Consider the following 15392-nt stretch of genomic DNA (forward strand, 5'->3'; position numbering starts at 1 on the left):
ATTTTATTTACTTATCCTATTTACAAGATACATAAAAGTACCACTATTAGTATCATCAACTTTAGAATATTCTTTCCAATTTATAGGATATATCCCAGTTAATACTATAGGTGCTTCCATTCCACGCATTGTTCCTTTTCCCGTATTAGAGGACCAATTCATACATCCAGTTTTTATAGAACCCTCCTCAATAGAGAATTCAGCGTATGTACAACTTACTTTTGTCGGAGGCTTTAGATAAGATATCTCACTAGTTATCTTAATCGTATAACCTTCAATAAAGTTATTACTCTTATCCCTAAATTCCTCTATACGCATTATATCTTTTAAGTAGTTATAGCAGCCTTGATCCTTAGCACCTTGCTCCTTCAACACATACACTTCCCCATTTATAGTTTTAATGCATTTTTTTGTCGTATATTTAAGCTCAATAGGAATCCATTTACCATCTAATATAACAAGAATATCAAGATGTAAATTAGAATTAAATTCAGGTACAAACTCTAGTCTAATATCACAATTTGGATATTGCTCTTTAATCATCCAGGCTAAGCTAAACTGAAAGTCTGCTTCCGAATGAAATATTGGTCGCCAAATACTCAATTGGTGCATTACCTCATAAATATCTAAAATTAATCCCATAACAAATACCTCATCGAATACAATACATATATCTATTTTAATTATATTACATTTATAAGTATGAGTGTACAGTAAAAGCCCTTTGCATAAGCGAAGGGCTTTTAGTCTAGACAACAAAATATCATTATTGATTATTTTAATATTCACGATATTCATGCAATAAGTAAGATAATTTATTATTCAACTCTATAAAATTTATCAAATAATGCTCATCTATATAAAATTGTTGATTGGTAATTCTATCTTTTGTAGCTAAAATTTGCTCATTTTTAGATGAAGTGATTCTAAAACTATGAATGATACGATTGCGCCTATAAACAATATCTGAAAATAACTCAGCTATTTCTCCACCAGCATTTTTCGTAATTGTTTGAGCAATAGGCGATTTAAGTTGGCCTAATTCTTTATCAATCAAGTCATACCAAGAATAATCACTATCTGTATTAATAATGTTCTCTATAATAAAACCATTATTAGAGATAAATACTGAAATAGCCATCCCCAACAAGTAAACATATTCGTCCTTAGGTAAAGATATCCTAGCAAGTGATCGAAGCTCCATTGTCTTACTCCTTTAAAAGATACGGCTTATATTATTTATCCACCAAAAAAATAATCTCATAATAGTTTATAAAATATCAATTTAAAATAGATATTTGTCTATCACTATATATTTTTGTTTCAAAGTAACCATAGCCTAAATTTGAAGGTTTCCAGTCTCCAGCAACTATAATAATTTTATCTTTATTTTCAAATACCATATTTCTTATCTTGTTATAAAGGTTTATATCAGAAATAGATAATATAAAATGATAATTAGGATTTGCTACAGGAGCTACTAAATAAATCTCATTTTTATCACTATCGTAAAAGCGACCTTTTACACAAGACTCAATTATTTTAAAGCCGAAAACACCTTTAGGATACCAGTATGCAGTTCTATCATCTAAAATCATTCTTCCAATTTTCTCATTTCCATATGAGTAATTAGGATGGAATCGTTTACATATAGAATATATCTGCTTTATTGTACTGAGTGTGAGATTATAATGTTCACCATATGAAGATTTTTTAGAATTCCCACTTGAATTTTTCGGATTCTTCTTAACTAAAAGATTTTGCATTGCATTTTCAAAAGAAAAATTTAACTCATTAAATTTATTGTCATCAAAAGCGACTGAACTATTTGCATAAGGACAATTAGCAATATGTTTATACGCAGATTTAGTTGCTCTAAAATATGCTTTCCGAGAGCCATCACCAGCACATACAAATAATTTACTATTACATAGCGGATATGGACAATAAAAAGACTTATCCCTATTTTCTTCAAGAGCCTCACTTGCTAGTATTATATCTCGTCTTTCTTTATCTCTATATGCATGGTTAGCCAAAGAATCATCTCCATTTATAAAGTAACCAACTTACCAACTCCATTATAATCTCCCTTATAAAGTATACGCTCGGTTTACTTTATCACACGTAAAATGCTATAGCCCAATCTATGTGATGTCAACCAATCGTTGTTGATATACTACCTTCTTACCTCTGAACTAATTATCCCCATTACATACTGTACTAATATTTATAACCTTATTATATAAAAAATCAGACATTCTGAAAATTATTTACTAAATAAACCTTTGGAAATAGTCTTAATGTAAAAAAGGTGTAAAAGAATGCGGTTTTACTGCATTCTTTTACACCCTTTTATTATATTAGAAGTAAGCCATAAAAGTTTTGGATTTATAAAAATGTAAAATAACATTCTTAATAAAACATTATTTCTTATCAATAAAAACTGCATCACCTCTATAAAGTGAATATGAGTCATCCAAAATATATTTATTAGACGTATTTAATGCTGGAAACTGAATTACCGCATCTCCAACTTTAACTGCATCAGACTTAATATGAACTTCAAAAGAGCTATTAGTATCGATATTAGATAAATCAAATAATGATTGATAACCTACTGTTACCCACATACCAGGACCTTCAAATTGATCATCGCCACGTACGGTCTCTGTTGGATAATATGTATTTCCATTTTGTACTATAGATATAACGACATTATTAGTATCATTATAAATCTTACTTTCCGGCATATAAAGGAAAGATCTAACCCGTAATATATTATTAGCATTTCTTGTTGAATAATTACTTGCTACACCTCTAGCATCCTCCAATGCCGTATTGGCATAAATTGCAAATGGAGTTTGAACATATACGATACCTTGCAATTCATTTCTTGGGAAAATTCCACCATAACGCCTTTTAATAAACTTCTTCTTAGCAGTAGATATCATTTTAATATTTTTTCTTTTCTACTAAAGACTGTCCATAAGATGTTGCTGCTGCAATATCTGCATTTGTTATTTGGTGTTTCTCAATAACTTGAGGATTATAAGTACTAATATCTTCTGCAGATACTGCCATAACAGACATAGCTAAAATTGAAAATAAAATAATTTGTTTCTTAAAATTCATAGTCTCACCTACAAAACATATACTTATAAAAATCAGCAAAAAAAATTTTTAGACATCTATAATCTGATCAGTGGTTCGGCGTTTCCAATCACACTTCGTCTTCGTCTCGTGTTCTTGGACGCCTATCACATGGGCAGTGCTAATGCTTACTGCGTCACTTCGTTCCTAGTAAGCAAAGCCACCGCTTCGACATGCGCAGTCATTGGAAACATGTCTACAGGTTGGACTTCTTGTAGTTCATAGCCGTAGTGTGTAAGGATTTCAATGTCTCGAGCCATGGTGGCTGGGTTACAGGATACGTAAACAATGCGTTTTGGTTCCATGCCAGCTGCAGAGGTTAGTACTTCTTCTTTACAGCCTGCTCGAATTGGATCGAATACGATTACGTCTGGTCGTACGCCAGCCTTGTAAAGTTTTGGCATTTCTACAGCCGCATCAGCGACGATGAATTCTGTATTATCATAGCCATTGCGTTGGGCATTTTCACGAGCATTAATAATGGCTGGTTCTACGATTTCAATACCGATAACATGTTTTGCCTTATGTGCTAAAAATAGTGAAATGGTCCCCGTACCACAATACGCATCGATAACGGTTTCATCCCCTTTAAGGTCTGCATAGGCTAATGCTTGATCGTACAGTACTGTAGTTTGTTCCGGATTGACTTGGAAGAATGAATGTGGAGATAAGGTAAACCTTAAATCCTTAATGTGATCTGTAATCGTCCCATCACCATAGAGGATATTATTTTTAGGTCCTAAAATAACATTAGTTCGCTTACCATTTACGTTATGAACAATAGTTTCTACTTGAGGAATTCGTTCTATTAATTTTTCTACCCACTTCTCTTTATGCGGCAATTGTTCTGTTGCCGTTACAAGTATAATCATCCATCCAGATTGCCCAATGCGTCCAATAATATGGCGCAGTACACCCTTTCCTGTATGTTCATCATACGGTTCAATATCAAACGCTTTAGCGATTTGGTAACAAGCTTGAGCGATGATATTATTCCCTTCATCTTGAATAGGACAGTTTGTGCCTTGCACGATATCGTGAGATCCCATCGCATAGAATCCCATTTGAATATCGCCTTTAGTACCGCCTACAGGCATTTGCATTTTATTGCGATATGCCCAAGGTTCTTTAGGTCCTAATGTAGGCTTAACAAGGTCTGGATTTTGATGACCAATACGTTCGATAACGTCCTTTACCTTTTGTGTTTTTAGTGAAAGCTGACCTTCATAGGTAATGTGTTGCAGTTGGCAGCCTCCACATAAGCCATAAAGATCACAACTTGCATCGATACGATTGGAAGCCATCGTAACAATTTCTAAGAGACGCCCTGTAGCATAGGTTTTTTTAACCATATCAATAGCTACTTTCACAGTTTCTCCAGGTAAGGCAAAAGGCACAAAGACAGTAAAGTCATCTACACGACCTACCCCTTCACCGCTGCTACCAATGCCATGAATTGTTACCATTACTTCATCACCAAACTTAACAGGCGCATTTAAAATAGCCTGTTGTTTTTTAGATAATTGGCCGTTTATAGCTTGCTGTGAATTAGAGCGATTACTCCTTCTATGTTGTTTAGATTGTTTTTTACGAGATGTACGATTAGTACCGTTCATTACGCGTCTCTTTTCTTCCAAATTTTAATCATACCAGTCACAATGAGTACGAAGAATACAGTACCAAATTTCACAAGTAATTCTTCGCCTTGAATATACGGCATGAGAAGTGGATCTTCCACGATCATTTCGCCTGCAACCCAGCCAAGGAGTGCACCACCAGCCCAAAGAATAGCAGGGAATTTATTAATAATTCGAGCAAATAATGTAGAGCAAAATACGATAATTGGAACAGTAATTAACATACCTGCAATAACAAGCTCTAAATGACCTCTAGCGGCCCCTACTACACCGATGACATTATCAATACTCATCATAGCATCAGCTACAATAATCGTCCAAATGGCACCCATTAATGAATTCTTAGCTTCGATATGTGCATCTTCATCGCCACCTTTTAATAATTGAATGGCAATCCATACAAGTACAAGGCCACCACCTAAGTGGATAAGAGGAATTAAAGTAAGAGCCTCTACTAAAAGAGTGGCAAATACAAGGCGCATTACAATGGCACCTACTGTACCCCAGATAACAGCTTTCTTTTGTAGTTCTGGAGCTAGCTTACCTGCTGCCATACCAATTACTACAGCATTATCGCCAGCTAATAAAATATCAATCAAAATTATTTTACCAATGGTTACCCACGTGGCAACTTCTAAAAATTCCATTCTGTACGTACCTCAATTCAGTCTACTAATTCAATAACTATCCCTTAACTATACCATAATTTTTCTATTTTCTCACCTAAAAAGAGAGGTATGAGTTTACATAAAAAAATCTCTCCTCCTATGATTAGGAGAAGAGATATATTCTATTATTTCTTGAGCTTTTTAGCTACCAAAGATGCCCCTACTACGAGTATTACTGCAGCAATTTTGATGAATAGTGCATATGGTTCAACACTATGAGCAATCAATGTATCCTCTACTGCCATACCAGCACCTACCCAGCCAAGGATACCGCCGCCAACGTATAGGATAATTGGGAAGCGTTCGATGACTTTCACAAATAAAGTACTGCCATAAATGATGATTGGTACAGTTATGAGCATACCAATAGCTACCATTGTCATATGACCACCTGCAGCACCAACTACACCGATAACATTATCGATACCCATGATACCGTCAGCAATAACAATAGTTGTAATGGCTGCGCGTAAATTATCCTTAGCTTCGATATTATGCTCGCTTTCATCATCAGCAACGAGCTTGTATCCGATCCATAATAGGAGGATACCACCTACTAAACGAAGTGCAGGAATATTGTTCAATGCCTCTACAAATAGGAATGCCATAACAAGGCGTAAAATAATGGCACCGGCTGTGCCCCAGAAGATGGCTTTCTTCTGTAAATGTGCTGGCAAGTTACGAGCTGCCATACCAATTACAATGGCATTGTCGCCAGCAAGTAAGATATCGATAACGATGATCTGAAGCATCGCTAATAAACCTTGTACAGATAAGATGTCCAATGTATCCTCCTTAGAATATAACTATAGTATATATATTATAATCGATATAGTTCAGTAGTGTAAAATTCAATTTGTAAAATATATATTCATTTTTAGCATACTCCATTCATATTAATATGAGAATCATAACACTACAAATGGAAGTTCTAGGATATAAAAAATCATTAATTATAGATTCATAATAGACTAATCAATAATATATATTTAATTCCCAATTCTCAAGGAATTTATCTATTAAATTAGGCTACTTTATGATATCGTATAATATATCATTAATAAGGGAGGTAAATATGTATCAAACATATTCTATATTACAAAAGTTATGGTTGTTCATTAAGCTATTTACTCCTATGTGCATAACGCAATTTTCCCTTATAGGTGGTACATTTATAGCCATCTTTTTAACGGGACAATATAGTACAATAGATTTAGCTGGGGTTGCTACAGGGTATAATTTATGGCTCCTCTTCTATATCTTTGCACAAGGAACGTTGTTAGGTATTACTCCAATTATTTCTCAGCTATTGGGAGCTAAGAAAACCGATGATATTTCAACAATCTTTTATCAAGGTCTTTATATCGGTACAGGCCTAGCATGTATCATTTTAATAATTGGTCTCTTAGGTCTACGTCCTCTTCTGACAGCATTAAATCTGGAACCGGCAGCAGCTGAGGTATGTATTAGTTACCTGAAAGCATTTGCTATAGGTCTATTCCCTCTACTTTGGGTTAATACATTACGCAATACAGTCGACAGTCATGGATTAACACATTATTCTATGGCCATCGTATTTACAAGCTTTATTGTGAACGTATTCTTGAACTATTCGCTCATCTTTGGCCATTTCGGATTTCCTGAAATCGGTGGTGTCGGTGCTGGCTATGGTATAGCAGGTGCTTGCTGGACTAACTTTATTCTCTTCAGCTTAGTATTACTATTACATCCGAAGTTAAAGGGATATCGTATCTTTAAAGACTTCAGTAAACCAAGTTTTCACTACATTCGCGAACAGCTACATATAGGTATTCCTATTGGCTTTTCCATCTTCTTAGAAGCTAGTATCTTTAGTATTGCTGGCCTCTTGATGGTTCACTTTGGATCCGCCGTCGTAGCTGCTCATCAATCTGTTATTTCCTTTACCAATGTATTCTACTGTTTACCTCTTAGTATCGCTATGGCCTCTACCATTGCAGTTGCATATGAACTTGGGGCAGGTCGTAAACAAGAGGCTATCCAGTACTCTTATATTTCTCGCATCTTAGCCATTGTATTGGCTATCATGATTTGTACATTTACGTTTACTAATATGGATGCTATTGCAGATCTCTTTACAAATGATGATGAAGTATACAAGCTTATCTACAGCTTCCTTGGATACGGTGTATTCTTCTCTGCTATCGATGCCATAGGTACCCCATTGCAAGGTATATTGAGGGCTTATAAGGATGTAAAAGTAGTTCTTTACATTTCCCTCGTTTCCTATTGGGGTGTATGCTTCCCTACGGCCTATATTCTCGCTAAAAATCCTAATTATGGACCATTTGGCGTATGGATTGGCTTACTCTCTAGCGTACTAGTAGCGGGTATATTATTTACTTGGCGTACATGGTACATTCAATGTAAACAAAAGTAAATAACAATTAATACAGTAAAAGAGCATCTTATGTAAGATGCTCTTTTTTATTTCAATATATCTTGTTTTTCTACTTTGGACATACGAAAGAAATTATATAATGCTTCTGCCGTTTTATAGTTCATAGATTCCACCTTTGAAAGCTCATCAATGGATGCCTCTTTCATGGCCTCTAAACTATTAAAATGCGCCCATAATGCTTTGCGGCGTTTAGGACCAATCCCTTCAATATGATCTAAAATAGATTCTAAGTTACGTTTACCCCGCAATTTGCGATGGTAAGTAATAGCAAATCGATGGGCTTCATCACGTATTTGTTGCAGTAATTGAAGCTCTGGCGTGTGATGGCTCAAAATGATACTTTCAGATTGCCCTTCTACAAAGACCTCTTCAATACGTTTAGCCAAGGAGATAACAGGCACATCGGTAACACCTACAGCACGAATTAACGGCAAGGCTGCGTTGAGCTGCCCTTTACCACCATCGATGATGATAAGGTCAGGCATAGGCCAATCTGTTTCATTACCGTAACGACGTTCCATGATTTCTGCCATGGATTTGAAGTCATCTGGCTTACCTTGCGTAGTCTTCAATTTAAAGCGACGATATTCCTTCTTCGCCGGCTTACCACCTTCAAAGACAACCATTGACGCCACAGTTTCAGCCCCTTGAGTATGGGAAATATCGAAACACTCCATACGTTCTGGTAAGCGCGGCAAGTCTAAGACTTCCGCTAATTTCTTAACGGCCCCACCAGTCTTATCGATTTGGTACTGCCATTGACGACGGCGCTCTTCAAGGAAGGTTTCTGCATTCTCATGAGCCATCTTGATCATATCCATCTTATAGCCACGCTGAGGCACAGATACCTCTACATTCTGACCTTTGAGCTGTGTAAACCATTCACTTAATAAGTCTCTATCAGAACTATCCATAGGTAATAATAATTCCTTCGGAATGAAGTTCGTATCCCCATAGTATTGCTTGATAAAGTCCGTCATAATCGTTTCTGGACTATCTCCATCGTGTTGAACAAAGTAGTTCTCACGACCTAATAGTCGGCCACCACGGATGAATAATAGCTGTACACAGGCCATAGATGTATCAACAGCAATCCCTAACACATCTAAGTCACCACGCTGCGTCACCATCCGTTGCTTTTCTTGTATTTTTTCAATACTGCTCAACTGATCTCGATACCGTGCTGCATCTTCAAATTGCAAGTCTTCTGCAGCTAGTTCCATCTTCTCTTTGATTTCCTTCAACAATGGTATAGGCTTACCTTCAAAGAGCTCTATGATTTCATCGATGTATTTCCGATAGTCAGGTATAGATATTTTATTAAAGCACGGCGCCTCACAATAATGCATATGATATTGCAAGCATGGACGCTCTACCTTCATAGACTTACATGTGCGCAGTGGGTAGTACTGGCGTATCAATTTCAATACTACATGGACCGATGTTACATCTGTGAAAGGACCAAAGTACTTAGCCCCATCACGTTCAAGGCGACGTGTCATATATACGCGAGGATAGTCCTCTTGAACAGAGATTTTCACATACGGATAGGTCTTATCATCGCGGAGCCGAATATTGTATTTAGGCTCATGCTCTTTGATAAGCGTATTCTCTAATATGAGAGCTTCCATCTCTGTCTTTGTTTGGATGATCTCTACATCGACGGCACGCTTCATCATAGCCGTAACCTTAGGCGCTCGGTTCGCATCGTTACGCACATAAGAACGCACGCGATTACGTAAGTTAATAGCTTTACCTACATAGATGATGCGGTTGTACTGATCACGCCATAAATACACACCGGGCGTAGTTGGCAAATGACTGACCTTCTCTAGTAATTCTTCAGATGGCATATGTCCTCCTTTCCTTATAGATTTCATGGAAATAGAATACATTCTTATCTAAGATATGTTCATGGTAAATGCTTAGAAAATGTATTCTATTTCCCTTATGATTTTTTATAGAAACTAAATGTAATACTCTATTTTAGTTCTTATTTTTAGCTGCTTTCATAAATTTCTTAGTCTGTTCTAATACAGGGCCTAAGAATTTACCGGTATAGCTTTCTTTTACCTTGGCGATTTGCTCAGGCGTACCTGTTGCTACAATGGTACCACCGCGATTACCACCTTCTGGACCTAAATCGATAATATGATCCGCCATCTTAATAACATCTAAGTTATGTTCAATAACGACCACTGTATCTCCACCATCAACGAGTTTTTGTAGTACATCTAAGAGCTTACGAATATCTTCAGCATGTAAGCCTGTAGTAGGTTCATCAAGGATATAAAGGGTTTTGCCTGTACTACGACGAGCCAATTCAGTAGCTAATTTAACGCGTTGAGCCTCACCACCAGATAATGTTGTGGCAGCTTGACCTAAACGGATATAGCCAAGACCTACCTCTTGTAAGGTAATCATCTTACGATGAATTTTAGGGATAGCACTAAAGAATTCTACTGCATCATCTACCGTCATATCTAATACATCAGCAATGGATTTGCCTTTGTATTTAACCTCTAAGGTTTCGCGATTATAACGAGCGCCTTTACATATTTCGCAAGGTACGTATACATCTGGCAAGAAGTGCATTTCAATTTTAATAATACCATCTCCACGACAAGCTTCACAGCGACCGCCTTTTACGTTAAAGCTAAAGCGTCCTTGTTTATAGCCGCGCATCTTAGCCTCTGGTGTTTGGCTATAAAGCTCGCGTATAGCATCAAATACGCCGGTATAGGTAGCTGGATTAGAGCGAGGTGTACGACCAATAGGGCTTTGGTCAATATTAATGATTTTATCAATATGTTCTAAGCCGCGGATTTCTTTATGGTCCCCTACCTTATGGAAGGAACGGTACAACTGATTCGCTAAACCTTTATAAAGAATTTCATTGATTAAGGTAGACTTACCAGAACCACTGACACCAGTAACCACATTAAATAGGCCGATAGGGAATTTTATATTTACATTTTGTAAATTATTTTCCTTCGCACCGCGAATTTCGATGCAATTCTTACCTGGCTTACGTCGCTCTTCAGGGAGCGCTATAAACTTACGTCCACTCAAGTACTGACCAGTAATGGAGTTTTCTACCTTCATCACTTCGTCTACAGTACCAGCTGCAATAATTTGACCCCCATGCTCACCTGCACCTGGACCGATATCTACGAGATAGTCTGCAGCACGCATCGTATCTTCGTCGTGTTCTACAACGAGCAATGTATTGCCTAAGTCACGTAAACCTTTCAAGGTATCGATAAGACGATCATTATCTCGTTGGTGTAAACCGATAGATGGTTCATCTAGAATATACAACACACCAACAAGGCCAGAGCCAATTTGTGTAGCCAAGCGAATACGTTGTGCTTCACCACCAGAAAGGGTCCCTGCACTACGGTTCATGGTAAGGTAATCGAGGCCTACATTGTTGAGGAACCCAAGACGAGCATTGATTTCCTTCAAAATTTGAGCACCAATCACTTGTTCCCGCGCAGTTAACTGTAAATTACCAAAGAAATCCAGTGCTTCTTTAATGGTCAATTGGGTCACTTCATTGATATTCTTATCCCCTACGGTAATGGCTAATACTTCAGGTTTAAGACGAGCACCATGACAAGTAGTACATGGCTTAATGGACATAAATTTTTCAAACTCTTCACGCATGGAATCGGTAGATGCTTCACTATGACGGCGTTTTACCATCGGCAAAATACCTTCGTACTCCGTAAAGAATTCCTTTACTTCACCTCTCATATTTTCATAGGTGAAAGCTACCTTATCCGTCGTGCCATACATAACCTTCTTCTGTAATGCTTTTGGCAATTCATCATAGGTAGAGTCTAAAGAATATCCATTAGCTTTTAATAGGCCTTCTACTTGACGCATAAACCATGCATTAGGATTAGAACTCAATGCTTGCACACAACCATCGGCAAAACTAATAGAGCCATCCGGAATAACGCGCTCTTCGTCTACTTCCATAGTGGATCCAATACCCAAACATGCTGGGCAAGCACCAAATGGGCTGTTAAAGGAGAACATACGCGGTTCAATTTTCGGCAAAGAAATATGACAATCTGGACATGCAAAGTGTTGGCTATACATGTGTTCAGGTCCATCTACCTCTTGGATAACTACAATGCCTTCTGCCCATTTTGATGCGGTCTCCATAGAGTCTGCTAAGCGAGATTCAATACCTTCTTTTACAACGAGACGGTCTACTACGATATCGATGGAATGTTTTTTATTTTTCTCTAATACAATATCTTCATCTAATGTACGTACAACACCATCTACACGGGCACGAACAAAGCCTTCTTTTCGAAGTTGTTCAAAGACAGATTTATGCTCCCCTTTTTTCCCTTGAATCATAGGGGCTAATACTAAAATCTTAGTACCTTCTGGGAAGCTCATTACGTCATCTGTCATTTGTTGTATTGTTTGCTGTGTAATAGGCTTACCACATTCAGGACAATGAGCATGACCTACGCGAGCAAATAATAGACGCAAGTAATCGTAAATCTCCGTTACAGTACCAACTGTAGAACGAGGATTACGGCTTGTGGTCTTTTGGTCGATAGAAATAGCTGGAGATAAACCTTCAATATAGTCTACATCGGGTTTATCCATTTGTCCCAAGAATTGACGTGCATAAGCAGATAAAGACTCTACATAGCGTCGTTGCCCTTCTGCGTAAATTGTATCAAATGCCAAGGACGATTTGCCAGAACCACTGAGGCCTGTCAACACAATAAACTGGTCCCGTGGTAAGGATATATCTATATTTTTAAGGTTATGCTGACGCGCACCTTTTACTATCAATTGATCTTTCATTATGTTCCCTATTTAAAGAGATGATACCAAACGGCATCATCTCTCCGATTACTAACATGAAATAATATATGTATATTATCGCACATATAGTCTATATAATCTATGTGTTTTATTACAATCTAATTACTCTTTGAGCTAGTCCGCTTGCTACCTTTAGTTGATGCAGGTTTTTTTAACTTGCTTTCACCTGCACTATGCATATCGGACCATTGTTGACGTAGTTCCCCTAATTGGTCGCGAAGTTTTGCAGCCTTTTCAAATTCAAGCTGCTTTGCAGCGGCCTTCATTTGACGATCAAGCTCTTCAATTTTATTGAATAACTCTTCCGGTGTTATATCTGCCACCTTAGGCGTAGATATATCTTGTACATATGGTTCGTGTCCATGGTCCATACCCGTTGTAGAGGATTTCTTTTTCCCTTTCTTCGATGAAAAGTCCTTTCCATCGGTGACCATATCTTCTTCAATTTTCGTCAACTCAATAAGCTCTTTTACATCTTTAGAGACAGACTTAGGCGTAATATTATGTTCAATATTATAAGCCTCTTGCTCGGCACGACGACGATCTGTTTCATCGATGGCGCGCTGCATAGAACCTGTTACACGATCAGCGTACATGATAACGTGACCATTCACATTACGAGCGGCACGCCCGATAGTTTGAATCATGGCTGTATCGGAGCGTAAGAAACCTTCTTTATCCGCATCTAAGATAGCCACTAAAGAAACCTCTGGCATATCAAGACCTTCACGAAGCAAGTTGATACCAACTAGTACATCGAATACACCAGCTCGTAAATCCCGAATAATTTCAGCACGCTCGATGGTAACAATATCCGAATGGAGGTATCGAACGCGGACGCCCATTTCCTTCAAGAACTCTGTTAAATCCTCTGCCATTTTCTTTGTTAAGGTCGTAACGAGGACACGCTCATTCTTGGCAGCACGCTTATGAATTTCACCGAGCAAGTCATCCATTTGTCCCTTAATAGGACGAATTTCAATGGATGGATCAAGTAGACCGGTAGGACGAATGATTTGTTCAGCAATATTCGTTTGTACTTCCATTTCATAAGGACCAGGCGTAGCCGATACGTAAACGATTTGATTGATACGCTCCACAAATTCATCAAATTGAAGTGGTCTATTATCGAGTGCAGATGGCAGACGGAAGCCATATTCGATTAGTGATTCTTTACGTGCACGGTCACCATTGTACATGGCCCGTACTTGAGGAATGGTTACATGAGACTCGTCCACCATGATGAGGAAATCATCTGGGAAATAGTCTATCAATGTATGTGGTGCCTCCCCGGCCTTACGTTCAGACATATGACGAGAATAGTTTTCGATGCCTGAACAATAGCCCATTTCTTGCATCATTTCTATATCGTAACGGGTACGCTGTTCAAGACGTTGCGCCTCAAGCAGACGGTCTGCAGCTTTTAACTTAGCTAACTGTTCATCTAATTCGGCTTCAATTCGCTCTACTGCAACTTTCATCTTTTCTTTCGTTGTGACATAGTGAGATGCTGGGTATACTGCAACGTGCTTACGCTCGACAATTACTTCACCCGTCAAGGCATCTACCTCTACAAGGCGATCAATTTCATCACCGAAGAGTTCTACCCGAATGGCTCTTTCACTATAGGCGGCAGGGAAAATCTCGATGGTATCACCTTGCACACGGAAGGTACCGCGGATAAAGTTCATATCATTTCTCGTATACTGAATATCTACGAGTTTAGACAGAATTTCATCACGAGATTTCGTCTGACCTAATCGTAAGGACAACACAAGCTCAGAGTAGTCCTCAGGGTCACCTAAGCCATAAATACAGCTAACAGAGGCAACGATGATTACATCGCGGCGCTCAAAGAGACTCATCGTAGCGCTATGTCGCAATTTATCGATTTCATCATTGATAGACGCATCCTTCTCGATATACGTATCACTAGAAGGAATATACGCTTCTGGTTGGTAGAAATCGTAGTAAGACACAAAGTATTCTACCGCATTATTAGGGAAGAAGCTTTTAAACTCACTACATAGCTGGGCAGCTAAGGTTTTATTATGGGCAATAATCAGAGTTGGCTTTTGAACGGCCTCGATAACCTTAGCCATTGTAAAGGTTTTGCCAGTACCAGTGGCACCGAGCAAAACTTGGGCCCATTCACCACGTTCAATGCCGTCTGTTAAGGATTGAATCGCAGTTGGTTGGTCCCCAGTAGGCGTAAAGGGCGCCTCCACTTTAAATGGTTGGCCCCCTTCATAATTATATGTATTATGTTTCATTACTGTTCATCCTGATATTTACGGATAGCCTTAAGTTCTTCCTCTGATAGGCGACGTCCTGCATTTTCTGCTTGATTTAATGTATCTTCACCTTCAAGAACTTCGATAAGCATAGCAATAGAAAAGCGATCTAATGTAGGCGTTGTCTTTTGGATTTCATCGGCCATCATCCAATCTAATTCAGTATAGTTATTAATACGTTCAGTAATCTCTTCCCAGTTTGAAAGTAGCAATCTTGTAATAGGACGATATAACTCAATGCCAAAATACTCGATTAAACTAACAATCTTTTCCATATTTTCTAGGCTAACATTACATTCATTTTTTTTATTTTCAGATTCTACATATTCAAGTAAGAATTCCC

The 15392-nt window shown here is 37.9% G+C and carries 13 protein-coding genes; 1 reads left to right on the forward strand and 12 read right to left on the reverse strand.

Annotated elements, in window-relative coordinates:
• Positions 1-3: 3 nt before the first annotated feature.
• From EL171_RS05950 to EL171_RS05980, 8 genes are all read right to left on the reverse strand, one after another.
• Positions 4-642, reverse strand: coding sequence for a hypothetical protein (locus tag EL171_RS05950; RefSeq protein WP_039969249.1), 639 nt, complete (start codon positions 640-642; stop codon positions 4-6).
• A 136-nt stretch (positions 643-778) separates the two neighbouring features.
• Positions 779-1204 (reverse strand): hypothetical protein, encoded by a 426-nt coding sequence (locus EL171_RS05955; RefSeq protein WP_005386944.1) that lies wholly within the window; start codon positions 1202-1204, stop codon positions 779-781.
• Between the two features lie 76 nt (positions 1205-1280).
• Positions 1281-2036, reverse strand: a complete 756-nt coding sequence (locus tag EL171_RS05960) for a hypothetical protein (RefSeq protein WP_005386945.1) — start codon at positions 2034-2036, stop codon at positions 1281-1283.
• 387 nt (positions 2037-2423) lie between these two features.
• Complete coding sequence (locus tag EL171_RS05965) at positions 2424-2951, reverse strand: hypothetical protein (protein ID WP_005386946.1); 528 nt, start codon at positions 2949-2951, stop codon at positions 2424-2426.
• A 1-nt stretch (position 2952) separates the two neighbouring features.
• Positions 2953-3132: a hypothetical protein gene (locus EL171_RS09995; RefSeq protein WP_005386947.1), complete on the reverse strand. Its 180-nt coding sequence runs from the start codon at positions 3130-3132 to the stop codon at positions 2953-2955.
• 146 nt (positions 3133-3278) lie between these two features.
• Complete coding sequence (gene rlmD, locus EL171_RS05970; RefSeq protein WP_005386948.1) at positions 3279-4766, reverse strand: 23S rRNA (uracil(1939)-C(5))-methyltransferase RlmD; 1488 nt, start codon at positions 4764-4766, stop codon at positions 3279-3281.
• On the reverse strand, positions 4766-5434 hold the full coding sequence (locus EL171_RS05975; RefSeq protein ID WP_005386950.1) for a TerC family protein: 669 nt from the start codon (positions 5432-5434) through the stop codon (positions 4766-4768). The genes rlmD and EL171_RS05975 overlap by 1 nt, the downstream gene beginning before the upstream one ends.
• A 146-nt stretch (positions 5435-5580) precedes the next feature.
• Positions 5581-6240, reverse strand: a complete 660-nt coding sequence (locus EL171_RS05980; RefSeq protein ID WP_024066711.1) for a TerC family protein — start codon at positions 6238-6240, stop codon at positions 5581-5583.
• A 290-nt stretch (positions 6241-6530) separates the two neighbouring features.
• Between EL171_RS05980 and EL171_RS05985 the strand changes: the two genes are divergently transcribed.
• Positions 6531-7874, forward strand: coding sequence for an MATE family efflux transporter (locus tag EL171_RS05985; protein WP_005386954.1), 1344 nt, complete (start codon positions 6531-6533; stop codon positions 7872-7874).
• Positions 7875-7921: 47 nt separating this feature from the next.
• On the opposite strand, the gene uvrC is transcribed toward EL171_RS05985, so the two are convergent.
• The 4 genes from uvrC to EL171_RS06005 all read right to left on the reverse strand — a co-directional run bounded on the left by uvrC (position 7922) and on the right by EL171_RS06005 (position 15324).
• Complete coding sequence (uvrC, locus tag EL171_RS05990) at positions 7922-9748, reverse strand: excinuclease ABC subunit UvrC (RefSeq protein ID WP_039969252.1); 1827 nt, start codon at positions 9746-9748, stop codon at positions 7922-7924.
• 133 nt (positions 9749-9881) lie between these two features.
• Positions 9882-12734, reverse strand: coding sequence for an excinuclease ABC subunit UvrA (uvrA, locus tag EL171_RS05995; protein WP_005386957.1), 2853 nt, complete (start codon positions 12732-12734; stop codon positions 9882-9884).
• Between the two features lie 119 nt (positions 12735-12853).
• Positions 12854-15028 (reverse strand): excinuclease ABC subunit UvrB, encoded by a 2175-nt coding sequence (gene uvrB, locus EL171_RS06000; protein WP_005386959.1) that lies wholly within the window; start codon positions 15026-15028, stop codon positions 12854-12856.
• Entirely contained in the window at positions 15028-15324 is a 297-nt protein-coding gene (locus tag EL171_RS06005; protein ID WP_232013606.1) for a hypothetical protein, read from the reverse strand. Before EL171_RS06005 ends, uvrB begins: the two co-directional genes overlap by 1 nt.
• Positions 15325-15392 lie beyond the last annotated feature (68 nt).

It is taken from the genome of Veillonella dispar (assembly GCF_900637515.1).
Taxonomy (GTDB): Bacteria; Bacillota; Negativicutes; order Veillonellales; family Veillonellaceae; genus Veillonella; species Veillonella dispar.

What these genes read in the sequence shown, in the direction of transcription:
- EL171_RS05950 (WP_039969249.1), bottom strand. Translation starts at nt 642, where the DNA reads ATGGGATTAATTTTAGATATTTATGAGGTAATGCACCAATTGAGTATT.
- EL171_RS05955 (WP_005386944.1), bottom strand. Translation starts at nt 1,204, where the DNA reads ATGGAGCTTCGATCACTTGCTAGGATATCTTTACCTAAGGACGAATAT.
- EL171_RS05965 (WP_005386946.1), bottom strand. Translation starts at nt 2,951, where the DNA reads ATGATATCTACTGCTAAGAAGAAGTTTATTAAAAGGCGTTATGGTGGA.
- EL171_RS09995 (WP_005386947.1), bottom strand. Translation starts at nt 3,132, where the DNA reads ATGAATTTTAAGAAACAAATTATTTTATTTTCAATTTTAGCTATGTCT.
- rlmD (WP_005386948.1), bottom strand. Translation starts at nt 4,766, where the DNA reads ATGAACGGTACTAATCGTACATCTCGTAAAAAACAATCTAAACAACAT.
- EL171_RS05975 (WP_005386950.1), bottom strand. Translation starts at nt 5,434, where the DNA reads ATGGAATTTTTAGAAGTTGCCACGTGGGTAACCATTGGTAAAATAATT.
- EL171_RS05985 (WP_005386954.1), top strand. Translation starts at nt 6,531, where the DNA reads ATGTATCAAACATATTCTATATTACAAAAGTTATGGTTGTTCATTAAG.
- uvrC (WP_039969252.1), bottom strand. Translation starts at nt 9,748, where the DNA reads ATGCCATCTGAAGAATTACTAGAGAAGGTCAGTCATTTGCCAACTACG.
- uvrA (WP_005386957.1), bottom strand. Translation starts at nt 12,734, where the DNA reads ATGAAAGATCAATTGATAGTAAAAGGTGCGCGTCAGCATAACCTTAAA.
- uvrB (WP_005386959.1), bottom strand. Translation starts at nt 15,028, where the DNA reads ATGAAACATAATACATATAATTATGAAGGGGGCCAACCATTTAAAGTG.
- EL171_RS06005 (WP_232013606.1), bottom strand. Translation starts at nt 15,324, where the DNA reads ATGGAAAAGATTGTTAGTTTAATCGAGTATTTTGGCATTGAGTTATAT.